Source organism: Allosaccharopolyspora coralli (assembly GCF_009664835.1).
GTDB lineage: Bacteria > Actinomycetota > Actinomycetes > Mycobacteriales > Pseudonocardiaceae > Allosaccharopolyspora > Allosaccharopolyspora coralli.
The window spans coordinates 3,611,588-3,634,832 of record NZ_CP045929.1 but is presented as its reverse complement, the minus strand read 5'-3'; the positions used below and the strand labels follow the sequence as shown (position 1 = coordinate 3,634,832).

The 23,245-nt window shown below is 70.0% G+C and carries 16 protein-coding genes and 2 riboswitches; of the genes, 11 read left to right on the top strand and 5 right to left on the bottom strand.

Annotated elements, in window-relative coordinates; all coding sequences use genetic code 11:
* Positions 1 to 60: 60 nt before the first annotated feature.
* The 6 genes from GIY23_RS16920 to bla all read left to right on the top strand — a co-directional run bounded on the left by GIY23_RS16920 (position 61) and on the right by bla (position 8,074).
* Positions 61 to 1,365: a cobalt-precorrin-4/precorrin-4 C(11)-methyltransferase gene (locus GIY23_RS16920; protein WP_154077551.1), complete on the top strand. Its 1,305-nt coding sequence runs from the start codon at positions 61 to 63 to the stop codon at positions 1,363 to 1,365.
* A gap of 260 nt (positions 1,366 to 1,625) precedes the next feature.
* Entirely contained in the window at positions 1,626 to 2,837 is a 1,212-nt protein-coding gene (locus GIY23_RS16915) for a bifunctional cobalt-precorrin-7 (C(5))-methyltransferase/cobalt-precorrin-6B (C(15))-methyltransferase (protein WP_154077550.1), read from the top strand.
* Positions 2,834 to 4,150, top strand: coding sequence for a cobalamin biosynthesis protein (locus GIY23_RS16910; RefSeq protein ID WP_154077549.1), 1,317 nt, complete (start codon positions 2,834 to 2,836; stop codon positions 4,148 to 4,150). The genes GIY23_RS16915 and GIY23_RS16910 overlap by 4 nt, the downstream gene beginning before the upstream one ends.
* 331 nt (positions 4,151 to 4,481) lie before the next feature.
* Positions 4,482 to 4,672: riboswitch (cobalamin riboswitch) on the top strand.
* Positions 4,673 to 4,754: 82 nt separating this feature from the next.
* Positions 4,755 to 5,822 carry a HoxN/HupN/NixA family nickel/cobalt transporter gene (locus tag GIY23_RS16905; protein ID WP_154077548.1) on the top strand — a complete coding sequence of 356 codons (1,068 nt, stop codon included), beginning with the start codon at positions 4,755 to 4,757 and terminating at the stop codon, positions 5,820 to 5,822.
* Positions 5,823 to 5,916: 94 nt separating this feature from the next.
* The gene (gene cobA / locus GIY23_RS16900) at positions 5,917 to 7,143 is read left to right on the top strand and encodes a uroporphyrinogen-III C-methyltransferase (protein ID WP_154077547.1); all 1,227 of its coding nucleotides are present in this window, start codon (positions 5,917 to 5,919) and stop codon (positions 7,141 to 7,143) included.
* A 58-nt stretch (positions 7,144 to 7,201) separates the two neighbouring features.
* The gene (gene bla / locus GIY23_RS16895) at positions 7,202 to 8,074 is read left to right on the top strand and encodes a class A beta-lactamase (protein WP_228717346.1); all 873 of its coding nucleotides are present in this window, start codon (positions 7,202 to 7,204) and stop codon (positions 8,072 to 8,074) included.
* A 48-nt stretch (positions 8,075 to 8,122) separates the two neighbouring features.
* Here bla and cobN read toward each other — a convergent pair whose 3' ends face one another.
* Positions 8,123 to 11,725, bottom strand: coding sequence for a cobaltochelatase subunit CobN (gene cobN / locus GIY23_RS16890; RefSeq protein ID WP_154077545.1), 3,603 nt, complete (start codon positions 11,723 to 11,725; stop codon positions 8,123 to 8,125).
* A gap of 170 nt (positions 11,726 to 11,895) precedes the next feature.
* Positions 11,896 to 12,015, bottom strand: a riboswitch (cobalamin riboswitch).
* Between the two features lie 172 nt (positions 12,016 to 12,187).
* Here cobN and cobG point away from each other — a divergent pair.
* The 3 genes from cobG to GIY23_RS16875 are packed head-to-tail and all read left to right on the top strand — an operon-like array spanning position 12,188 to position 15,623.
* Positions 12,188 to 13,432: a precorrin-3B synthase gene (gene cobG, locus GIY23_RS16885; protein ID WP_187351921.1), complete on the top strand. Its 1,245-nt coding sequence runs from the start codon at positions 12,188 to 12,190 to the stop codon at positions 13,430 to 13,432.
* A 56-nt stretch (positions 13,433 to 13,488) separates the two neighbouring features.
* A complete protein-coding gene (locus GIY23_RS16880) occupies positions 13,489 to 14,121 on the top strand; it encodes a precorrin-8X methylmutase (RefSeq protein ID WP_187352184.1) in 633 nt (210 codons plus the stop codon).
* The gene (locus GIY23_RS16875) at positions 14,118 to 15,623 is read left to right on the top strand and encodes a precorrin-2 C(20)-methyltransferase (RefSeq protein WP_154077543.1); all 1,506 of its coding nucleotides are present in this window, start codon (positions 14,118 to 14,120) and stop codon (positions 15,621 to 15,623) included. The genes GIY23_RS16880 and GIY23_RS16875 overlap by 4 nt, the downstream gene beginning before the upstream one ends.
* Here GIY23_RS16875 and GIY23_RS16870 read toward each other — a convergent pair.
* The gene (locus tag GIY23_RS16870) at positions 15,611 to 16,363 is read right to left on the bottom strand and encodes a cobalt-precorrin-6A reductase (protein WP_154077542.1); all 753 of its coding nucleotides are present in this window, start codon (positions 16,361 to 16,363) and stop codon (positions 15,611 to 15,613) included. The two genes, GIY23_RS16875 and GIY23_RS16870, sit on opposite strands and share 13 nt — an antisense overlap.
* A 50-nt stretch (positions 16,364 to 16,413) precedes the next feature.
* On the opposite strand from GIY23_RS16870, the gene GIY23_RS16865 reads away from it, so the two are divergent.
* Positions 16,414 to 17,502 carry a cobalt-precorrin-5B (C(1))-methyltransferase gene (locus tag GIY23_RS16865; RefSeq protein ID WP_154077541.1) on the top strand — a complete coding sequence of 363 codons (1,089 nt, stop codon included), beginning with the start codon at positions 16,414 to 16,416 and terminating at the stop codon, positions 17,500 to 17,502.
* A gap of 189 nt (positions 17,503 to 17,691) precedes the next feature.
* Here the strand turns inward: GIY23_RS16865 and cobM are convergent, their stop codons facing one another.
* The 3 genes from cobM to GIY23_RS16850 form a co-directional block, all read right to left on the bottom strand.
* The gene (gene cobM, locus GIY23_RS16860) at positions 17,692 to 18,465 is read right to left on the bottom strand and encodes a precorrin-4 C(11)-methyltransferase (RefSeq protein WP_154077540.1); all 774 of its coding nucleotides are present in this window, start codon (positions 18,463 to 18,465) and stop codon (positions 17,692 to 17,694) included.
* Positions 18,462 to 19,688 (bottom strand): precorrin-6y C5,15-methyltransferase (decarboxylating) subunit CbiE, encoded by a 1,227-nt coding sequence (gene cbiE / locus GIY23_RS16855; RefSeq protein ID WP_154077539.1) that lies wholly within the window; start codon positions 19,686 to 19,688, stop codon positions 18,462 to 18,464. Before cbiE ends, cobM begins: the two co-directional genes overlap by 4 nt.
* Before the next feature lie 102 nt (positions 19,689 to 19,790).
* Positions 19,791 to 21,305, bottom strand: coding sequence for a DEAD/DEAH box helicase (locus GIY23_RS16850; RefSeq protein ID WP_154077538.1), 1,515 nt, complete (start codon positions 21,303 to 21,305; stop codon positions 19,791 to 19,793).
* A gap of 813 nt (positions 21,306 to 22,118) precedes the next feature.
* Between GIY23_RS16850 and GIY23_RS16845 the strand changes: the two genes are divergently transcribed.
* The gene (locus GIY23_RS16845) at positions 22,119 to 23,159 is read left to right on the top strand and encodes a TerC/Alx family metal homeostasis membrane protein (RefSeq protein WP_154077537.1); all 1,041 of its coding nucleotides are present in this window, start codon (positions 22,119 to 22,121) and stop codon (positions 23,157 to 23,159) included.
* Positions 23,160 to 23,245 lie beyond the last annotated feature (86 nt).

The window sequence follows — 23,245 nt, the reverse complement described above, 5'->3', positions numbered from 1 at the left end:
GACCTACTCACGGCCCGTGATTCGCTCGTCGGGTCGTCCCACCACTGCGATGGGGAGGACATGTCTCCGGAACCGTCTCGTGCTCGCGTGTCGTTCGTCGGTGCCGGCCCGGGCGCCGGGGACCTCATCACCGTGCGCGGTGCTCGACGTCTCGCCGAGGCCGACGTGATCCTCTGGGCTGCCAGTGTCGTTGCCCCGGACTGCTTGCACGAACACGCCGCGCGGTCCGCGGAACTCGTGGATTCGTCGAAGCTGACGCACGACGACTCGGTGGAGGTGTTCCGCCGTGCCGAGCGTGACCGGCTGCGGGTGGTCAGGGTGCACGCGGGCGACCCGAGCTTGTGGGGCGGCGTGCAGGCGCAATACGACGCGTGCGCCCGGATGGACGTCGACGTCGAGATCGTTCCCGGCGTGGCGGAGTTGTCGGCGGCGGCCGCGGCGGTGGGCCGGGAGCTGACCGACCCGGAGTACGCCCAGTCGGTCGTGCTGTGCCGTCCGGAGGTCTCCGCGAGCCGGGAGATCCGCGAGTTCGCCGCGCACGGCACGACGATGTCCGTGCTACTTCCCGCCTCACGGGCTCCTCAGCTCGCAGCGGACCTGAAGGCGGGTGGCTACCAGGAAGACGTGCCGGTGCTGGTCGCAGCGAAGGTGTCCTCGCCGGACGAGGTCGTGCTGCGCACGACACTCGGCGAGCTCGAACGGTCCGTCCGGCAGCACAAACTCTGGCGCCAGGCCCTGTTCGTCGTCGGTGGAGCGGTGAGCGGCAACCGTGCGCGTACCACGCGGTCCAGGCAGGCGGCCGGTTCGACGACTCCGCGCGGCAGCCGGCCCCGGTCGACCTCGTCGACTCAGCGCGCCGTCGCACGCACCCACGGGGAGCCGTTCGCGCGCGAGTACGGTCCGTACCGCCCCAACTGGGCACAGGCCAGCGAGGCCTCGACGACGGAGCCCGAACGCGCGCCCGCGTCGGGTGTCCCGAACCCGGACCTCGCGTGGTGGACGGTCCGGGACTGGCAGGAAACGGCACGAGGCGCCGCGCGGGCGGCACGCACGAGGCGCGTGGATCAGGCGCAGCCGCACTTGTTCGTCGGCTCGGAGCCGGCGTCGCCGGAGCTGACCGAACCGGCCGTTCCCGAGCAGTCTACGTCGGAACCGGAGCCGATCGAGACCGCTGCCAGCGCGGAGAACGACGAGCAGAGCCCGCCCGCCGGGGCCACGGCGAAGGCTCCGCAGGCGAAGTCTTCGTCCAAGGCAGCGTCGAAATCGCAAGGGCCCAAGACGAAACGGGCCGGCAGCTCGTCGTCCCGGTCGGCCAAGAGCGGGCAGCGCACCACCAAACGAACCAAGGCCCAGCGTTCGGAGTAGAACTCGTGCCAGAGGGCATCGGGGAACGCTCCGGCGTTCGGAGTTCGTGCCTCGCAAGGCAGGGGTTCTCGCCGCGTACACCTGGTCGTCAAGAGAAGCCCAACACCACGAGGCACGAACTGGAGCGGCGGTACCAGACCACCCACCCAGGCGACCTCGCCGGTTGCAACACACCCCGTCGATCGGGTCGGTGCTTGCACCGGCGATTCGTGATGGACTGACGCGCGCGAGATCGTCGAGCGTGGAACGAGGTGGAGGACGTGGCGGTCACCGTGATCGGTGTCGTCGGCACGACGGTGCCGGACGGAGCCGTGGAGACGCTGGACGCGGCGACGCTGGTGGTGGGTTCCCGGGCGTTGCTCGACGGGTACGCACCGGAGTCCGCGAAGACCTTCGAGACCGACGATCTCGACCCGGCACTCAACGCACTGGCCGCGCTCGCCGGTGACGAGTCCGGTGTCGTGCTCGAGGCGGGCGACCCGGGAATGTTCGGTGTTGTCGGAGCCTTGCGGGAGCGCGGAATCCGGTTCTCGGTGCTGCCCGCGATGTCGAGCGTGCAGCGGCTGCTCGCGAAGGCCGGTCGTGGCTGGGACGAGGTGACGGTCGTGCACGCCGGCCCGGACGGGTTGGCACGGGCGATCAACGTGTGCCGCGCCCGACGCGCGGTGGCGGTGGTGACCTCGCCGGGAGCCGGTCCCGCGCAACTCGGGTCCGGGCTCGAGGGCTGGCGCCGCACCTTCGTCGTCGGCGAGGACCTGGGCGGCCCGAACGAGCAGCTCACCACCGTCGAGCCCGCTCAGGCTGCGAAGCGGGCGTGGGGTCAGGGCACGGTCGTGTTGTGTGTCGGTGAGCAGGACGGCTCCGGTGTGCGTTCCTGGTTCGCGGGCGGCGAGCCGGTTCCGCCGCGCTCCGGGTGGGGGCTTTCGGAGGGCGCGTTCTCGCACCGGGAGGGCACGTTGTTGTCGGCGGACGTGCGAGCGGTGGCGCTGTCCAGACTCGCTCCCCGCCCGGGCGAGCTCGTGTGGGACGTGGGCTCCGGTGCGGGCTCGGTCGCGATCGAGTGTGCCCGGCTCGGTGCCGCGACGGTCGCCGTCGAGCAGGACGAGGCACAGGTCGTGCGGATGGTCACGAACGTGGCCGAGCACGACGTCGACGTCCGGATCGAGGAGGGTGCGGCGCCGAAAGCGCTGCGGAATCTGCCGAGACCGGACGCCGTGTTCGTCGGTTCCGGCGGCTCCGACGTCGTGACTGCGTGCGCACACGCCGGGGCGCAGCGCGTCGTCGTCGCGCTCGCGACCCTGGATCGGATCGCGCCGACTCGCGAGGCGCTGCGAAACGCGGGCTACGAGGTGGAAGGCGTGCAGCTCGCGGCGAGCCGCCTGGACGAGCTGCCGGACGGCGGTGCGCGGCTGGAACCGTCGGTGCCGATCGTCGTGCTCTCCGGTACGCGCACTGCTGGACCGTCGGCGTGATCGGTCTCTTCGCGCCGACGCACACGGGGCGTCGTCGGGCGAGCGAGTTGGCGGCCCGCTTCGGCGCGGACGCACTCGTCGTCGAAGGACCGGTCGGGCCCTCGCTGCGGCGCGTGTGGGACCGGCTTTCCGGGGTCGTGTTGTTCCTCGGCACGGGTTCGGCGGTCCGGTCGGTCGCGCCCCTGTTGACGGGTGAACGAACCGATCCCGCGGTCGTCTGTGTCGACGCGGACGGCCGTTTCGCCGTCGTGCTCAGTGGCGCAGGCGGAAACGCGCTCGCGCTCCAGGTCGCCGACGTGCTGGATGCGGTCGCCGTGACCGTCGAGCAGGAGCACGTGACCGGGCCGCTGGACGAGCTGGTCGACGCGTTGGATGCCACTGTGGACGGTGACGTGACGGAATGTTCCGCCGCTGTCGCGGATGGTGAACCGGTAGGCCTGTCGAATCCCCACGGGTTTCCGCTTCCCGCCCTTCCGGACACGGTGTCGCCGGACGCGGCGAGTCCGCAGTGGACGATAGCGCTCGACGATCGTCGTCCTGCCGATGCGGACCGTGCCCGGCTGCTGTGGCTCGTGCCCCGGACCCTGATCGTCGGAGTCGGCGCGTCTCGGGAGGCATCGCGGACCGAGATCGTCGAGGCCGTCGCGCTGCTCGAACGCGAGTACTCGCTGGACCCGCGAGCGGTACGCGCCATCGCCACCGTCGCTCGCGCCGAAGACCACCCCGGGCTCGCGGAAGCGGTGCAGGACCTGGGGTTCTGGCATTCGGAGGAAGGTGGGGACGAGCTCCCGTTGCGGGTGTTCCCCGCCGACGTTCTGGACAGGGTCGACGTGCCGAGTCCCAGTGGCGCGGTGCGGGACCGTGTCGGTACCGGGAGCGTCGCCGAAGCAGCGGCCTTGGCCGCCGCCACGGAGGACGCTGCAGGCGGGCCGGTCGATCTGGTGGTGCCGAAGCTCACTTCGCGGCGGGTCACCGTCGCCGCCGCCAGACTGCGTCCACGCGGGCGGCTTGCCGTAGTCGGGGTCGGGCCGGGACCCGATGATCTCCGCACTCCCCGTGCGGACGCCGAGCTGCGCCGAGCGGCCGTCGTCGTCGGCTCCCGCGCGGTACTCGATCGCGTCGGTCGCGTCCTGAGCCCGGACGCGCGAACCGAGGTCGGCGTCGTTGCGGACGCCGTCGACGTTGCCGCCTCCGGTCGCGCCGTCGCGTTCGCGCACACCGGCGAGGTCGAGCAGGTCGACGCCGAGCGAGCCGCCGTCGAAGTGGTCGTGGTGCCCGGGGTGAGCCGAGGAGTAACAGGTCCCGTCGACTGAGAGCGCATGGTGGAACTGGTGCGGCGGTACCGGGCCCCCAGTTCCCCAATGCCCTCTGAGTCTGTGGTCTGTGGTGGTGGTCACCTACCGGCGTCCCAGCTTGCCGCTCGCGGCGTTGGGGTCGTCTCGAGTACCAGCACGTACGTAGCGGCGGCCCCGGCCTTGCGAGCGACAACCTGCAACGCCCGGAGCTTCTCAGCGTGCTCGGGCTGAGCACGCAAGACCATGCCCGGACGGGCATCAGAACAAGATCACAGACACTGAGCGAGACAGGGCAAAGGTGACACCGGGGCTCCGCCGACGGTGATCCGCGGCACCGGGACCCGCCCGGAAGTTGACCTCGTGCACACGGTGCGGTCACGATACGTCCGCTGGTTGCGGAGGAACCCGGTGCGAATCCGGGACGGTCCCGCCACTGTGACCGGGGAGCGGCCCCACATGCCACGGCTCGACACGAGCGGGAAGGCGGGAACGCCGCGGCGATCCGGGAGTCAGGACACTCACGCCGGCCCTACGTCACCAGGTGACGTGCGGAGACCGAGCGTCACGCCGTGACGCACGGAGACGATCCCCGGGCGGGAGAACCCAGGAGGTCCGCGACGCGATGGCCACAGAAACGAGCATTCCGGACACGCCGGCGTCCGGCGGGTGGGGACGAGTCGAGCGCCGTAACGCAGCGCTGGTGCTCGGCGCCGTCGGCATGCTGCACCTCGTCGGGTGGGGTATGTACCTGGCGGCGCAGGACTCGTTCACGGCTGCCGGCGGGCTCGCCGCCGCGGGCATGACCGCCTACCTGCTCGGCGTGCGGCACGGCTTCGACGCCGACCACGTCGCCGTGATCGACGATGCGACACGGTTGCTCATGCAGCGGGGAAAGAAGCCGGTGGCGACCGGAATGTGGTTCGCGCTGGGACACGCCGGTGTCGTCGTGGCGCTGGCGATGGCGGTCGCGTTCGTCGCGGGACCCGCCGCACAGCGGTGGGCGGAGCAGGTCGGCGGCCGGGTCGGGCTGTGGGTGAGTCTGTTCGTCGTTGCCGTGCTCGCCGTCCTGGCGGTTTTGAACGCGCTGGTGCTGCGGGACGCCGTACGATTGCTGCGCCGGGCGCGGGCCGGGGAAGTCGGGGACTCCGAGGTCGAGCTCGTGCTCGGTCGGCGAGGTCTGCTCGCCCGGCTGCTGCGCGGACGGATGAGTCTCGTCGGACAGTCCTGGCACCTGCTCGTGATCGGCTTCCTGTTCGGCCTCGGCATGCAGACGGCGACCGAAGTCACAGTGCTGGCACTCGTCGCTCCCGGCGAGCTGTCCGCGATGGCGGTGTTGAGCCTGCCGCTGCTGTTCGCCGCCGGAATGTGCACTGTGGACAGCATCGACGGCATGCTGATGTCCCGCGCCTACACCTGGTCGCTCGCGCGCCCGCTGCGCAGACTGTGGGTGAACGTGACGACCACCACGCTCACCGTCGTGCTCGCCGCGGTCGTCGCGCTGGTCGTCCTCGCGGGTGTGTTCGACGAACTCGGGGCCGCGGGACTCGCTCCCGTCGCGGCGATCGGGGACCACTTCGAGCTGCTCGGATATCTGACGCTGGCCGCGTTCATGGCAGTATGGGGCGGCGCTGCCCTGTGGTGGAGGTTCTCCGGCGCCGACCGGCGTACTGCCGGAGCGCCGAGCAGGTGAGCGCCCGCAGAGCGAGAAGGCCCGTACCCGAGCCGGGCAGTGAGCGCACCCCGTCGAGGACGCCGGGGGCGACCTTCGAGACGGACAGACGGACATGAGCACGCACGACGAACGGCACTACTTCGCGGGACTCGATCTCGGCGGCAAGCACGTCGCGGTCGTCGGCGGCGGCACCGTGGCGCAACGCAGGGTGCCTCGGTTGATCAACGCCGGTGCGCGCGTCGAGGTCGTCTCGCCCGAGGTCACCCCGGCCGTGGAAGCGATGGCCGACGCCGGGGAGCTCACCTGGAGCGCACGTCGGTACACGCCCGGTGATCTGGACGAGACGTGGTACGCGATCGCTTGTACCTCCGACCCGGACGTCAACGCACGGGTCGTCGCGGACGCCGAAAGCCGCCGGATCTTCTGCGTCCGGGCCGACGATGCCTCGCAGGGGACGGCGGTCACACCCGCGATCGCCGAGCACGACGGGCTACTACTGGGTGTCTTGGCAGGCGGCGCGCACCGCCGCTCCTCCGTTGTGCGGGACGGCCTGGTGGAAGCGCTTCGCAGCGGCGTCGTGGACGATCGTCCGCAGCGCCACGAGCCCGGTGTCGCGCTCGTCGGTGGTGGTCCCGGTGCGCCGGACCTGATCACGGTGCGCGGGCGGCAGCTGCTCGCGCGTGCCGACGTCGTCGTCACCGACCGGCTCGCACCACGCGAACTGCTCGACGATCTCGGCCCGCACGTCGAAGTCGTGGACGCTTCGAAGATCCCGTACGGTCGCGCCGCGCACCAGGACGCGATCAACGAGCTGCTCGTCGGGCGCGCGCGGGCGGGCAAGTTCGTGGTGCGCCTCAAAGGCGGCGACCCGTACGTGTTCGGGCGCGGCTACGAGGAACTCATCGCGTGCGTCGAAGCCGGTGTCGACGTGACGACGGTGCCCGGTGTCACCAGTGCTTTCGCCGCGCCCGCCGCTGCCGGGGTGCCGGTCACCCACCGGCGCGTGACGCACGAGGTCGTCGTCGTCTCCGGGCACGTCGGTCCCGACGACGAGCAGTCCCTCGTCGACTGGGAAGCGCTCGGGAAGCTGCGTGGCACGATCGTGCTCATGATGGCGGTCAAGAACATCGGGGAGTTCGCGCGCGTGCTCGTCCAGCACGGCCGTGCTCGGGAGACTCCGGTCGCCGTCGTCCAGGACGGAGCCACCCAAGGCCAGCACACTCTGCGCAGCACCCTCGACCAGGTCGCCGCTGACGTGCGGGAAGCGGGAATCCGCCCACCCGCCGTCATCGTCGTCGGCCCCGTCACCACCCTTGACCCCCGCCTCACCGACGCGTGAGTCTTTGTGGTGGTCATAGCCACCACAAAGACTCACGCTTGCGATGAGGAGGACGACGGTGAAGTCGATCAGCAGACGAGGTGTACTCGCCGGACTAGCCGCGGTGCCGGTCCTGGCCTCCACGAGGCACGCAATCGCGGGCAGTGAGCCGACTTTCCCGGAGCTCGAGCAGCGCTACGGCGCGCGACTCGGCGTGTGGGCGCGGAATGCGGTGACGGGCCGGACCGTCCACCACCGTCCACACGAGCGTTTCGCGATGACCTCCACGTTCAAGCCGTACGCGGCAGCCGCACTTCTTCGTGAGCACGGTCTCGCGGGAGACTATTTCCGGCATCGGGTCTTCTTCCGGCGCGAGGACCTCGTCGTGCATTCGCCGATATGCGAGCAGGCGGTGGATACCGGGATGACGGTGCTGGAACTTTGCGACGCGGCGATCACCTACAGTGACAACACGGCAGGGAATCTCCTGCTGACGGAGCTCGGTGGTCCCGCCGCGATCGCGCCGTTCGCCCGCACACTCGGCGATCCGGCGACTCGTCTGGATCGGTGGGAACCGGAACTCAACGAGGCGGAACGTGGCGATCCGCGTGATACGACCACGCCGGCTGCGATCGGCACCGGCTACGGGCGTCTCGTGCTCGCAGACGGATTGCCCCGGCCGGAGCGAGATCGGCTCACCGCGTGGTTGCTGGCGAACACGACCGGGGACACGAGTATCCGAGCCGGTGTGCCGCCAACGTGGGTGACCGGGGACAAGACCGGCGGCGGATCGTACGCGACGAACAACGACGTCGCCGTGACCTGGACCGACCTCGATCAGCCGATCATCATCGCAGTTCTGTCCGACAAGCCGATCCGAGACGCCGAACCCGACGACGCGCTGATCGCCGACGCCGCAAAGCGCGTCGCGGAACGCCTGACCGACGCGTGAGCCTTTTCGGTTGCTATAGCCACCACAAAGGCTCACGCGCGCCGTGGTTCAGCGGTCCTCGAGGTCGCCTTCGGTTTCCAGGTAGGCCTCACGGAGTGCTTGCAGGGTCTCCGGGTTCGGTGCGGCCCACATCTGCCGGTCGGCGGCTTCGAGGAGGCGCTCGGCGATGCCGTGCAGCGCCCACGGATTGGACTCGGTGAGGAATTTGTGGTTCTCCGGGTCCATCACGTACGTCTCGGCGAGCTTCTCGTACATCCAGTCGCCGACGACGCCGGTGGTGGCGTCGTAGCCGAACAGGTAGTCCACTGTGGCCGCGAGCTCGAACGCACCTTTGTAGCCGTGTTTGCGCATCGCGCTCAGCCAGCGAGGATTGACCACGCGGGCCCGAAACACGCGTGAGGTCTCCTCGTGCAGTGAGCGCGTCTTGACCGAGTCCGGCCGCGTGCTGTCGCCGATGTAGGCGGCGGGCGATTTGCCGGTGAGCGCACGCACGGTGGCGACCATCCCGCCGTGGTACTGAAAGTAGTCGTCCGAGTCGGCGATGTCGTGCTCGCGGGTGTCGGTGTTCTTCGCCGCGACCGAGATCCTGCGGTAGGCCGACTCCATGTCGCCACGTGCCGGTGCACCGTCGAGGCCGCGGCCGTAGGCGAACCCGCCCCACACGGCGTACACCTCGGCGAGGTCGGCGTCGTCCCGCCAGTTCCGGCTGTCGATCAGCGACAGCAGACCCGCCCCGTAGGCTCCGGGCTTGGAACCGAATATCCGCATGGTCGCGCGACGGTGGTCACCGTGCTCGGCGAGGTCAGCGTCGGTGTGCGCGCGCAGGAAGTTCTGCTCGCCGGGTTCGTCCAGCTTCGCGACGAGCTGCACGGCGTCGTCGAGCATCGCGACCACGTGGGGGAATGCGTCGCGGAAGAAGCCGCTGATCCGCACCGTCACGTCGATGCGGGGGCGGCCCAGCTCCTCCAGGCCCACGACCTCGAGACCGTTCACGCGCCGGGACGCTTCGTCCCAGGTGGGCCGGACGCCGATCAACGCCAGTACCTCGGCGATGTCGTCCCCTGCCGTGCGCATCGCCGACGTGCCCCACACGGACAGGCCTACCGAACGCGGCCATTCGCCTGTGTCCGACTTGTAGCGTTCGACCAGCGAGTCGGCCATCGCCTGCCCGGTTTCCCACGCCAGCCGGCTCGGAATGGCCTTCGGGTCGACGGAGTAGAAGTTCCGCCCGGTCGGGAGCACGTTGACCAGTCCCCGCAGTGGAGAACCGCTCGGGCCCGCCGGAATGAAGCGCCCGTCGAGCGCGCGCAACGTGGATCGGGTCTCGTCGGTCGTGGCGTCGAGACGCGGAACGATCTCGGTCGCGGCGAACCGGAGCACTTCCACCACAGTGGACGGTGCGTCGCCGAGAACGTCGGTGCACACGCGGGAGGCGCTGTCCGGTTCCCAGGAGGCTTGCTCCATCGCCTCGACGAGCGCGTACGCGCGCCCCTCCTGTTCGTCGACCTCGGTGCGGCCGGCGCTGCCGTCCTCTGCCATTCCCAGCGCCTCACGCAGACCTGGCAGCGCGGCGGTGTTCCCGCCCCACATCTGGCGCGCGCGCAGCATCGCGAGCACCAGGCTCACCCGAGCCTCGCCGGCAGGCGGATCGCCGAGGATGTGCAGGCCGTCGCGGATCTGTGCGTCCTTGACCTCGCACAACCAGCCGTCGACGTGCATCAGGAAGTCGTCGAACTCGGCGTCGTGCGGTCGTTCCTCCATGCCGAGGTCGTGGTCGAGCTTGGCGGCCTGGATCAACGTCCAGATCTGTGCGCGGATCGCGGGCAGCTTCGCCGGGTCCATCGCCGAGATGTTCGCGTACTCGTCCAGGAGTTGTTCGAGCCGCGCGATGTCGCCGTAGCTCTCGGCGCGGGCCATCGGGGGGACCAGGTGGTCCACCAACGTCGCGTGCACCCGCCGCTTGGCCTGGGTTCCTTCGCCAGGATCGTTGACCAGGAACGGGTACACCAGCGGCAGATCTCCGAGCGCGGCGTCCGGGCCGCAGGCCGCGGAGAGCCCCGCCGTCTTTCCTGGCAGCCATTCGAGGTTCCCGTGCTTACCCAGGTGCACCATGGCGTCGGCGTCGAACTCGTCGGCGAGCCAGCGGTATGCGGCGAGGTAGTGGTGGCTCGGAGGCAGATCCGGGTCGTGGTAGATCGCGATCGGATTCTCGCCGAAGCCGCGCGGCGGCTGCACCATCAACACCACGTTGCCCGCGCGCAACGCGGCCAGCACGATCTCGCCGTCCGGGTTTCGCGAGTGGTCGACGAACAGCTCGCCGGGCGGCGGACCCCAGTGCCGCTCGATCTCCTCGCGCAGCTCGGCGGGCAGCGTCTCGTACCAGGAGCGGTAAGCAGAGGCCGCGATCCGGACGGGGTTGCCCGACAACTGTTCCTCGGTGAGCCATTCCCGGTCTTGCCCGCCTGCGGCGATCAGCGCGTGGACGAGCTCGTCGCCGTCCTGGGCTTCGATGCCGGGAAGTGCGTCGTCACCGGTGATTCCTCCGACGTCGTAGCCTTCGGCGTGCATGTCGCGGAGCAGCTTCACCGCGCTGGCCGGGGTGTCGAGGCCGACGGCGTTGCCGATGCGGGCGTGCTTGGTCGGGTAGGCCGAGAGCATCAGTGCGATCTTGCGTTCCCCGGCGGGAACGTGACGCAAGCGTCCGTGGCGCACGGCGATCCCCGCGACGCGCGAGGCCCGTTCGGCGTCGGCGACGTACTGCGGCAGACCCTGTTCGTCGTTCTCCTTGAACGAGAACGGAACCGTGATCAGGCGCCCGTCGAACTCCGGCACCGCCACCTGCGTCGCGGCATCCAAAGGGGACAGACCTTCGTCGTTGTCCTCCCACTGGGCGCGGCTGCTGGTGAGGCAGAGTCCCTGCAGGATGGGAATGTCGAGGTCGGCGAGTGCGCCGATGTCCCACGCTTCGTCGTCCTCGCCCGCCTGCGCGGTCGCCGGTTTGCTGCCGCCCGCCGCGAGGACCGTCACGACGAGCGAGTCCGCCTTGCGGAGTTCCTCGATCATGTCCGGTTCGGGCGTGCGCAGCGAGGCGCAGAAAACGGGCAGGGCCTGCCCGCCCTTGTCCTCGATCGCCTCGCACAGGGCGTGCGCGAACGCCGTGTTCCCTGCGACGTGGTGTGCGCGGTAGTACAGCAGCGCGACGGTCGGCCCTTCGGTCCGTCGCGGCGTGCGCTCCAGCACGCCCCACGTGGGCAGCGCCACCGGCGGGTCGAAGCCGTGACCGGTGAGCAGCACGGTGTCGGACAGGAAGCCGAAGAGCTGTTCGAGGTTCTGCGGTCCGCCTTCGGCGAGGTAGCGGTGCGCCTCGGCCGCGACGCCACCCGGGACCGTGGAGTGTTCCATGAGCATCGCGTCCGGCGCCTGTTCGCCGCCGAGCACGATGACCGGGCGGGGGCCGGCCAGCAACCAGTCGAGGCCCTCTTCCCAGGCTCGTCTGCCGCCGAGGAGGCGTACGACGACCAGGTCGGTGCCGTCGACGAGTTCGGGCAGGTCCTCGACGCCGAGTCGTGCGGGGTTCGCGAGCCGGAAATCCGCGCCGCTCGCCCTGGCGCTCAGCAGGTCTGTGTCCGACGTGGACAGAAGCAGGATCATGCGGAACGCTCCCGGTCGTGACGATGAGCCCCCAGGGCGGTTTCCCGGTGTTCGCGGAAGTCGGCGCGCGAAGGCGCGGGGAACCGGCACACGGTGGTGGGCGTGCGGACAGAACGCATGGCAACCTTCCTCGGGGGTCCTCGCCCCGGGCTGTCGGTCGCGGCGACCGGAGTCTCCTGGCTTCCGGATCAGCGCTCGCCCCGGTCTTCCCGCCCGCAGGCAGTGACGTCGGTCGGGGTCCGCTCCCCGGTGACAGTGGCGGGACCGCGCCGGACTCGCACCGGCTTCCTCCACCTGTCGCCGCTCGTGGACTCCTACTCTCCGGAACGCAGGCAGGTCGCGTCAAGTTCGGGCCCGCGTCCAGGACTGTTCCGGTGACGGTGATCACCGCACGTGAACGAGGGTTCGACCGCGCTGCGCGACGAGCCGGTCACCCCCCGCCGACCCCGTAGGATCAGCCGGGTGTTGAACAAACCCGGACCGCCGCGCACACGTGAGGACGCCTGTCCCGGCGCCTGGCACGTGCATGCGGCGGCGGACGGGGGACTCGCCCGTATTCGTCTACCCGGTGGCCGTATCACCGCAGGTCAGATGCGATTTCTCGCCGAGTCGGCCAGCGAGCTGGGCAACGGGCAGCTGGAACTGACCTCCCGTGCGAACCTGCAATTGCGCGGTGTGGACGACTCCGACGTCGCCGAGCTCGCGACCAGGCTCGGATCGCACGGGTTGCTGCCGTCCCGCTCGCACGAAACCTGCCGCAACGTCATCGCCTCCCCGTGCACGGGGCTCGACGACGACGGACTGCTCGACGTGTCACGGTGCGTCGAGGAACTCGACACCGCGTTGTGCGCCGTACCGGAGCTCGCGGCGCTGCCGGGGCGGTTTCTGTTCACCGTGGACGATGGCCGTGGAGACGTGTCGACGCTCGGCGGCGATATCGGCCTGCACGCGGTCGGCGCGACGGAGTTCGCCGTGTTGCTGGCGGGCCGGGACAGTGGCGTGCGTGTCGGCCAGGAGAGTGCGGCGCGCTCGGCGATCACGGCGGCCGAGGCCTTCATGCGGCAACGAGCCGCCGAACCGGCACCGGTGTGGCGCCTTGCCGAACTGTACGACGGTCGACGTCGCATCGCCGCGGACCTGGGCCGACCGTGCTCCGAACCGAGCGATCCGCCGTTCACAGAGCCCGTCCGGCCGGGGATCGCGGCGCGGCGCGGCAACCTCGTCGCGCTCGCGGTCGGCGCGCCTCTCGGACGACTCACTCCCCAGCGCGCGAGCCAGCTCGCGGCTCTGGCCGACCGGGCCGGTGGGGACCTGCGGATCACCCCATGGCGTAGCGTGCTCGTGCCGGGGCTCGCCGCTGCCGAGGCCGCTACACGCGCACAACACCTGCGTGAACAGGGTTTCGTGGTGGAGGCCGACTCGCCGTGGAGCGGGATGACCGCATGCACGGGCACGCCCGGCTGCGCGAAGTCCCACGCCGACGTGCAGCGGGACGCGCACCGCGTCGCCGAGTCACTGGAACCCGGCGGCACACCCGTGCACTGGGTCGGCTGTTCGCGGCGGTGCGGAACTCCGCGTGCAACGGCGGTGGAAGTGCTGGCGACGGGTGCCGGCTACGACGTACGCCTCGCAGACGAGGTGACGGCATCAGGGCTCGATGCCGAGGACACACCCGCCGCGATCAACGCGGCACGGAGGACAGCGTGACCGAGCAGCAACAGGCGCCGCACGACGGCGTCGAACACACGCGCGCACCCGAAACCGTGCGTGCCGACGACTATATTCGCAACGGGCCGGAGATCTACCGGCATTCGTTCGCCACGATCCGCTCGGAAGCGCGACTCGACACGCTGCCCACCGACATCGCGCAGGTGGCGGTGCGGATGATCCACGCGTGCGGCATGGTCGACCTCGTCGACGACATCGCGTACTCGGACGGAGTGGTGCAGCAGGCGAGGACCGCGCTTCGGGCAGGTGCGCCGATCCTGTGCGACGCGGAGATGGTCGCCGCCGGAGTCACCCGTAAGCGGCTGCCCGCCGACAACGAGGTCCTGTGCAGCCTGTCGGAGCCCCAGGTGCCGAAGTTGGCCGAACGGCTCGACACGACGCGCAGCGCGGCGGCCCTGGATCTGTGGGGCGACCGGCTCGACGGGGCGGTCGTGGCGGTGGGAAACGCGCCGACCGCGTTGTTCCGGCTGCTGGAGTTGCTGCAAGCAGGAGCACCCCGGCCGGCCGCGGTGCTCGGCATCCCGGTCGGATTCGTCGGCGCCGTCGAATCGAAACAGGCATTGGTGCACCACCGCAGCGGCGTCCCGTTCCTGGTGGTACACGGCAGGCGCGGCGGCAGCGCGATGGCCGTCGCCGCGCTCAATGCGATCGCGAGTGAGGAAGAGTGACCGGCACGCTGTACGGGGTCGGGCTGGGGCCCGGCGACCCGGAACTGCTCACCGTCAAGGCCGTGCGGCTGATCGAGAACGCCGAGGTCGTCGCCTACCATTCGGCCCGGCACGGGCGCAGCATCGCCCGTTCGATCGCCGAAGGACACCTGCGGCACGGTCAGATCGAGGAGCCGCTCGTCTATCCCGTGACGACGGAGACCACGCAGCATCCGGGTGGTTACCAGGGCGCGATCGACGAGTTCTACGCGGACGCGGCCGAGCGGCTCGCGGCACACCTGGAAGCCGGGCGTGACGTCGTCGTGCTCGCCGAGGGTGATCCGTTGTTCTACGGGTCGTACATGCACATGCACAAACGTCTCGCGGACCGTTTCCCCGCGGAGGTCGTGCCCGGAGTGACGTCGGTCAGTGCGGCGTCGGCGGTGCTCGGGCGACCGCTGGCGGAGCGCGACGAGGTGCTCACGGTGCTGCCCGGCACGCTCGAACCGGACGTGCTCGCCGACCACCTGGCCCGCACCGACGCGGCCGCGGTGATGAAACTCGGCCGCACGTTCGGCGGGGTACGTGAGGCGTTCGAGAAGGCGGGCGCGCTCGACCGTGCGTGGTTCGTGGAGCGGGCGACGACGGACCGGCAGCGGTGGGAGCCGTTGGCCGAGGTCGACCCGGATGCGGTGCCGTACTTCTCGTTGGCGTTGTTGCCGAGCCCGGTCAACAACGTGCGGACACCCGCAGCGCGCGAACCGGAAGAATCTGTTGTGCGGCAAGGTGAAGTCGTGGTCGTCGGTCTCGGACCGGCAGGTCGCGAGTGGACCACGCCGCAGGCGCAGGCGGCCGTCACGGAGGCCGACGATCTCGTCGGCTACGGGCCGTACCTGGACCGGCTCCCCTCGAACCCGCGCCAGCGCAAGCACGCCTCCGACAACAGGGTGGAGTCCGAACGCGCCGAGTTCGCGCTCGAACTGGCGCGGCGCGGGGCGAAGGTGGCGGTCGTGTCGTCCGGTGATCCCGGGGTGTTCGCGATGGCGAGCGCCGTTGTGGAAGTGGCGGCCGAGAAGGGCGACGTTCCGGTGCGGGTTCTGCCCGGCGTGACCGCTGCGCAGGCCGTGGCGAGCCGGATCGGTGCCCCGCTCGGGCACGACTACTGCGTGCTGTCGCTGTCGGACCGGTTGAAGTCGTGGGAGGTCATCGCCGACCGGCTGCGTGCGGCTGCGAAGGCCGACCTGGCGATGGCGCTGTACAACCCGGCGTCGAAGACGCGCACGTGGCAGGTCGAATCCGCGCGCCAGGTGCTGCTGGAACACCGCGCTCCGGAGACGCCGGTGGTGATCGGCCGCGACGTGGGCGGAGCCGAGGAGTCTGTGCGCGTTGTCCGGCTCGCCGATCTCGATCCGTCCGAAGTGGACATGCGCTGTCTTTTGCTGGTCGGCTCGTCGCAGACCACGCTGGTCGACGACGCCGACGGGCGGGCGTCGGTGTTCAGTCCGCGCCGCTACCCGTCGTGATCGGTTCGCGCGGTCTCCACCCAGAGCACCGCGTCCTCGACGGTGCTCACGGTGGGCACGTCGGGTACGGGTGGGCGCTGAACGACGATCACCGGGATTCCGAGCGTCCGCGCCGCTTCGAGTTTCGCGGCCGTCATGCTGCCGCCGCTGTCCTTGGTGACCAGCACGTCGATGCGGTGCTCGCGCAGCAAGGCGAGCTCGTCGTCGACGGAGAACGGGCCGCGAGCGAGCACGACGGTCGAGCGGCGGGGCATCGGCGGGTCGGGCTGGTCGATGGTGCGCACCAGGAACCATTGGTCGAGGTGGCCGAAGCTCGACAGACCGAGGCGCCCGGTGCTGAGAAACACGCGATCGCCGAACGCAGGCAGGGTGGCGGCTGCAGCGGTGAGAGAATCGACGCGGTACCACCGGTCACCGGACTGTTCCGTCCACCCTGGACGGCGCAGCGCCAGCATCGGGACGCCGACTGTGCGACAGGCCGCGAAAGCATTGGCCGTGATGCCTTCGGCGAAGGGGTGTGTCGCGTCGACGACGGCGGTGGTGTTGTCCTCCGCCAGGTACGCGGCCAGGCCGTCGGCGCCGCCGAAGCCGCCGATCCGGACGTGCCCGTCGGGCAGTCGCGGATCGCGCACTCGTCCGGCCAACGAGCTCGTGACCTGCGCTTCGTCACGGTCCGTGAGCTCGCTCGCCAGCGCGCGGGCCTCCCCGGTTCCTCCGAGCACCAGAATCCGCGGTGGCATCGGCGTGTCTCCGTTTCGCTCGACGGCCCTGTGCGGTGCATTCTCGCGCTATGACCGACGACGAGCGCGCACCGGGTGGCATGCGGTACGGCTGGACGACCGGCGCGTGCGCGACGGCCGCGACCGCCGCCGCGTACACCGCGCTGCTCACGGGCACTTTCCCGGATCCGGTACGGATCGTGCTTCCGAAGGGGCAGCGGCCCGCGTTCGCACTCACCCGCGAGTGGCTCGGCGACGGGCAAGCGTCGGCGGCGGTCACGAAAGACGCGGGGGACGATCCGGACGTCACCCACGGCGCGGTCGTATCGGTGACGGTGCGGCCTGGCCAACCGGGTGACGGCGTGGTGTTCCATGCGGGTGCAGGAGTGGGCACGATCACCAAGCCGGGCCTGCCGTTGCAGGTGGGAGAGCCCGCTGTCAACCCGGTGCCTCGCACGATGATGCGCGACGTCGTTGCGGAGATCGCAGCCGAGCGCGGCGCGGGCGGGGACCTCGATCTCGAAGTGTCTATTGAGGACGGCGACGAGCTCGCGCGGCACACGTGGAACCCGCGGCTCGGCATCGTGGGCGGACTGTCGGTGCTCGGCACGACGGGCATCGTCGTGCCGTACTCGTGTTCCGCCTGGATCGACAGCATCCGCCGAGGCATCGACGTCGCACGCGCGGAAGGGCTCACCCATGTCGCGGGCTGCACCGGAAGCACCTCGGAGCGGACGGTGCTGGACGAGTACGGGCTGCCGATGGAAGCGATGCTCGACATGGGCGATTTCGCCGGTGCGGTGCTGAAATACCTCCGACGGCATCCCGTGCCGAGGCTCACCGTCGCGGGCGGCATCGGGAAGATGTCGAAACTCGCCGACGGGCACATGGACCTGCATTCGAAGCGCTCGCAGGTGAACTTCGCGACGCTGGCTCGGATCGTCCGAGAGGCGGGCGGTTCGGAGGCACTCGCCGCACGCGTCGCGGAGGCGAACACCGCGCTCGACGCGCTGCAGGTGTGTCAGGCGGACGGCGTGCCCCTCGGCGACCTCGTCGCGCGAGGCGCCCGCGACGTCGCGCTCGACGTCCTCCGGGCAGCCCCCGTCGACGTCGACACCCTCGTCATCGACCGCTCCGGCACCATCGTCGGCCGCACCTGAGCGCTTTTCGGATGGGCGAACGGCACTTTCGCCTCGTGTGATGAGGCGAAAGTGCCGTTCGCCCCGTCCCAGTAGGCGGAGGTCTCCAGCCGCTGTGGTGGGGCGAAAGTGCCGTTCGCCTCGTGTGGTGGGGCGAAAGTGCCGTTCGCCTCGTGTGGTGGGGCGAAAGTGCCGTTCGCCTCGCTGGGTTCAGTGGGTGCCGGGGGTGTCCGGGACGTGGGTGTCGCGGCAGCGGTCGTGGGAGTACAGGTGGCTGTCCGGGAACTCGCCCGCGGTGAGCACCTCGCCGACCACGATGACCGCGGTCCGGGTGATCTCGGCCGAGCGCACCTGTTCGCCGATGTCGGCGAGCGTTCCTCGCAGCACCGTCTCGTCCTCGCGGCTCGCTCCGGCGATCACCGCGACCGGACAGTCGGAACCGTAGTTCGGCACCAGCTGCTCGACGACCTTCTCGACCAGGTTCACGGCCAGGTGCAGCACCATCGTCGCGCCGGACTGTCCGAGCGTGGCGAGGTCCTCGCCCTCCGGCATCGGTGTCGCGTTCGACGAGGTGCGGGTGAGCACGACGGTCTGGCCCACTCCCGGAACCGTCAGCTCACGCCGCAATACCGCTGCTGCGGCGGCGAAAGCGGGCACTCCCGGAACCACTTCGTAGGGGACTCCCGCCGCGTCGAGGCGGCGCATCTGCTCGGCCACGGCGCTGAACACCGACGGGTCGCCGGAGTGCAGCCGCACGACGTCGTCACCGCGTTCGTGGGCGGTCACCATCTCGTCGATGATCTCGTCCAGAGTGAGCTTTGCGGTGTTCACCAGCGCGGCGCCGTTGGGTGCTTGCGCGAGCAGCTCGGCGGGAACGAGACTGCCCGCGTACAGGCACACCGAGGACGCGGCGATCGTGTCGCGCCCGCGCACTGTGATCAGGTCGGCCGCCCCAGGGCCTGCTCCGACGAACCGAACCGTCATGTTCCCTCCTCGTGAGACTTGCGCACCGTCCACTGTGTCACCGGCATCTGGCGTTCCCATCCGGTGAATCCACCCACCGAGCGTGCATGATCGACAGCCAGCCGGTACAGCTCGCCCCCGTACCGGGCACGGAGCTCGGCGAGCACGGCCTCGGACTCGACCGTCACCGCGTTGATCACGATCCGGCCGCCTGGGCGCAGCGCTTGCCAGCATGAGCCGAACAGGCCTTCGGTGGTCACACCGCCGCCGACGAACACGGCGTCCGGCCGGTCGAGTCCGTGCAGCGCGTCGGGAGCGGCGCCGGTCACGACCTGAAGTCCTGGGACGCCGAGCTCTTGCGCGTTGCGGGTGATGCGAGCCGCACGATCCTCACGATGCTCGATCGCGGTCGCGCTGCACGAAGGGTGGGTGCGCATCCACTCGATGGCGATGCTGCCCGCGCCCGCGCCGACGTCCCACAGCAGTGCGCCCGGTACAGGTTCCAATGTAGACAGGGTGACGGCTCGGACGGTCCGTTTCGTCAGTTGCCCGTCATGGTCGAAGGCGTCGTCAGGAAGGCCTGGTGTTCTCGCCAGGACGCGCGCCTCGGCATCCGCGCGGCACTCTACGGCGATGACGTTCAACGCAGTCGCCTCGTGCGAGCCCCATTCGCGCGCGGTGCGCGTGGTCACCGACTCCGTCGCATCGCCGAGACGGTCGAGCACCGACATGCGGCTTCCGCCGTAGCCGCGCGCGACGAGCAGTGACGCCACCGCGGCCGGGGTCGTCTCGTCCGCGCTCAAGACGAGAATGCGATATCCATCGTGGACGGAAGGGTGCAGTGCAGCGACCGGCTTGCCGACCGCACTGAGCACCTCGACTTCGTGCAGCGGCCAGCCGAGGCGAGCACATGCCAACGACACCGACGACGCGTGCGGGAGGACACGAAGCCGGTCGGCGCCGACGATGCGTGCGAGCGTGCTGCCGATCCCGTGGAACATCGGGTCGCCGCTGGCGAGTACGCACACTCGAGCGTCGGCATACTCGTCGAGCAAGCCGGGCAGCGCCGGGAGCAGCGGGGAGGGCCACGGGACACGACGCGCCCCGGTGTCCGGAATGAGCTCGAGCTGGCGGGAGCTGCCCATCACGACGTCCGCAGCGTGCACGACACTGTGGGCGCGCGGCGACAAGCCGCCCCACCCGTCGGCGCCGATGCCGACCACGTCGATCGCAGCGGCACTCATGCCGGACACGGGCTCCGGTCACTCGCCGGAGTGTCCTCAACGGACGGTCGAGCCCTCACGAACACTGGATGCCTCTTCTGTCGCCGACGTGTCGATACTCGGTCAGCCACGCCGGGCGAATCCCTTGCGTGCGTTGCGGTTTCCACCCGAACGTCCCGCGTTGCCACGACCGTTCGTGTTGTGCGCACGGGTGCGGTCGCCGGCCTGACCGTCGCGACGCTTGTTCCGTTCTCCCGAGCGCCCTTCGCTCCGGCCGGACTCGCCGCGGCTCCGCTCGCCCCTGTTGCGCGTGGGTCGCGCACCCGAACGTGACTGCTGCTTCTGTCCCGAGGGCGTGACGATGGGCACACCGCTCGGCGGCCGCGCGCCGGTCAACCGTGTCAACGCCTCGTCGCCCGCCGCGACCTCGGTGGCGACCGGATCGACCCCGGCTTTTGCCGTCATCTGCCGGAAAGCGGGCTGCTGATCGTCGGTGACGAGGGTGACCACGGTGCCCGAAGCGCCGGCGCGAGCCGTGCGTCCCGCCCGGTGCAGGTAGTCCTTCGGGTCCGCCGGTGGCTCCACGTGCACGACGAGGCTCACGTCGTCGACGTGGATTCCCCGAGCGGCGACGTTGGTCGCGATGAGCGTGCCGGAATCCCCGGAACGGAACTCGTCCAGAATGCGGTTGCGCGCGTTCTGCGTCTTCCCGCCGTGCAACGCCTCGGCAGGCGCTCCGGCTTTGCGGAGTTTGCGGGAGAGTCGATCGGCCTGATGCTTGGTGCGCACGAACATGATGGTGCGGCCCGGGCGGGAGGCGATGTGGGCGAGCACGTCGTTCTTGGTCTCCGCGGAGACCGACAACTGGTGGTGTTCCATGGTGTCGACACTGGCCGCAGGCGGCGCCAGCGAGTGCACGACCGGCTCCGTCATGTACTCGCGCACCAGTTTGTCGACGTCGCCGTCGAGCGTCGCCGAGAACAGCAACCGGCGTCCGTCCGAGGGAACGTGGTCGAGCAGTCCGCGCACCTGCGGGAGGAAGCCCATGTCGGCCATCTGATCTGCCTCGTCCAGCGCTGTGATCTGGACTTCCGCGAGCGAGCAGGTGCCCTGCTGAATGTGGTCGTTGAGCCGCCCAGGCGTGGCCACCACCAGGTCGACACCGCGGCGCAACGTGTCGGCCTGGCGGTGGAACGGCATGCCGCCGACGATCTCGCGAACGTAGAGCCCGAGTGCTTTCGCCAGCGGTTTCAGGGCGTCGGTCACCTGCGTCGCCAGTTCGCGGGTGGGCACGAGTACCAGTCCGCGCGGACGTTGCGGTTCAGCGCTGCGGCCGTCGAGCAGCGCGAGCATCGGCAACCCGAACGCGAGCGTCTTGCCTGATCCGGTTTGTCCCCGGCCCAGCACGTCGCGCCCGCCGAGGGCGTCCGGGATCGTCGCGGCCTGGATCGGGAACGCCTCGGTCAGCCCCGCGTCCGCGAGTGCGCGCACGAGCCGTTTCGGCAGCCCCAGTTCGGCGAACGGTGCTGGGTCGACCGCCGTCACGGCCGCCTGGTCGAACAGGCTCGGCGCGGGCGCAGGTGCGGCGGAACGGCGCCGACGGGGACGGCGATGAGGGGTGGGACGGGGCACGAACACCTCCGGGGCAGTGGCACGTCCCGGGAGACACCTCGTGGGCGCCGATCGTTCACACGGACGAGCCCGGCGCGTCGGTGCGCGCCGCTGGTCGGGTTGTGCACCGGCCGGACACGACTCGCGCGTCGTGCGCTCCGGAATCGGAGGTCCAGGGGCAGAGCTGGCGAACGGGTTCGTCAGCGTGCGCTGCGGGGCCGGTGCGGACTCAGCTTACCTGCCGGAGGAGCAGCGCCGGCCTACGGGATCAGGAAAAATCGTCACATTCCGCCCGTGTGTTGTTCAGGTCACGTCCGGTGGCGATCGGCGGTGCCGAACACGAGTGCCTGCTGTCCACAGTGCCCGCAGCTCCGAGTGACTCGTCGAAGCGTTTCGCCGTGGTGTGACGGGGCGGATCCGGCAAGGCACTCTCCGTCCACGAAGGACGCGCTCGGTGGGCCAGTACTCGGCCGCGTGGACCGCCCTGTCCGACGGCTCTGTCGTCAACGCCACACAGATGGGCGAACGAGGTATGCGTCGCCGCGTATCACCCCAGGCCGTGCGGGTTCGAGACTGACGAAACAGGGGGCGCGATACGAGAACTCCGCCGCGGTCGTCTTTTCCCCCGCAGTCGCCTGAGCAGCAAGATTCCAGGAGGCTCGGGATCGGGCGCAGTCGGCGTCACCGGAAATCGCGTGAACGGGACTTGTCAGGCATCACGGGCATCGTGATACTGGCGGGGAGGGGAGTACTTCCCAAGTGTCTGACCCGGTCAGTACGGGTGCCACGCGGCATCCTCGGGCAGCCGCCCCACGCGGGTGAAGGAGACCTCGAACCTGAATGTTCGAGGAGGCTCGTGTGGTTCATACGGTGGCTCAGGCGGAGTCGGGGTCGATCGGCTCCCTGCCGCTGTGGCTGATCAGCATCGCCGTTCTGGTGCTGCTGCTCGTGGTCGATTTCATCGTCACGCGCAAGCCGCACGAGGTCTCGCTGCGTGAGGCGATCGGGTGGTCGGTCTTCTACCTCGCGTTGCCCTGCGTGTTCGCGGTGTGGCTGTGGGGCCAGTTCGGCGGCGGGCAGGCACTGGAGTTCATGACCGGCTTCGTCGTCGAGAAGTCGCTGTCGGTGGACAACCTGTTCGTCTTCATGCTGCTGCTGGCGGCCTTCGCGGTCCCGGCGGCACTGCAACAGCGGGTGCTGCTCTACGGGATCGTCGGTGCGCTCGTGCTGCGCGGCTTCTTCATCGCGGCGGGCGCGGCGCTGCTCCAGGCCGGAACGTGGGCGTTCCTCGTGTTCGGTGCGATCCTGTTCTTCACCGCGGTGAAGATCTTCCGCGACGCCGTCTCGGGGGAGAGTTTCGCTCCGGAAGTCTCCGAGATGCGATCGGTCAAGTTCCTCCGGCGCCTGATGCCGGTGACCGACGACTACCGCGGAGCGAAGCTGACCGTCATCGAGAACGGGAAGCGCGCGCTGACCCCGCTGACCGTGGTGGTCGTGGCGGTCTTCGCGACCGACGTGGTCTTCGCCGTCGACTCGGTGCCCGCCGTGTACGGGATCACCGAGGACCCGTACCTCGTGTTCACCACGAACGCGTTCGCGCTGCTCGGTCTGCGCGCGCTGTACTTCGTGCTGCACACGGCGCTGGACAAGCTCGTGCACCTCAACCACGGGCTCGCCATCATTCTCGGGTTCATCGGCGTGAAGCTGGTGCTGCACTGGGCCCACGGCATCTGGCCCGCGGTCCCGGAGGTGCCGACGCCGTTGTCGCTCGCCGTGATCGTCCTCGTGCTCGGTGTCGTCACGTTCACGAGCTTGCGCGCCACCAGGAAGACGCCGGAAACGGAGTCGGGAGACGAGCATGCCCATAGGCACACTCATTGACATCGCGACCACCGTGCTGATGCTGATCGCGCTGGTGATCACGTGCGTGGTCCTCGCGGGGCTGGATCCGCCCCGCAACCGCCACT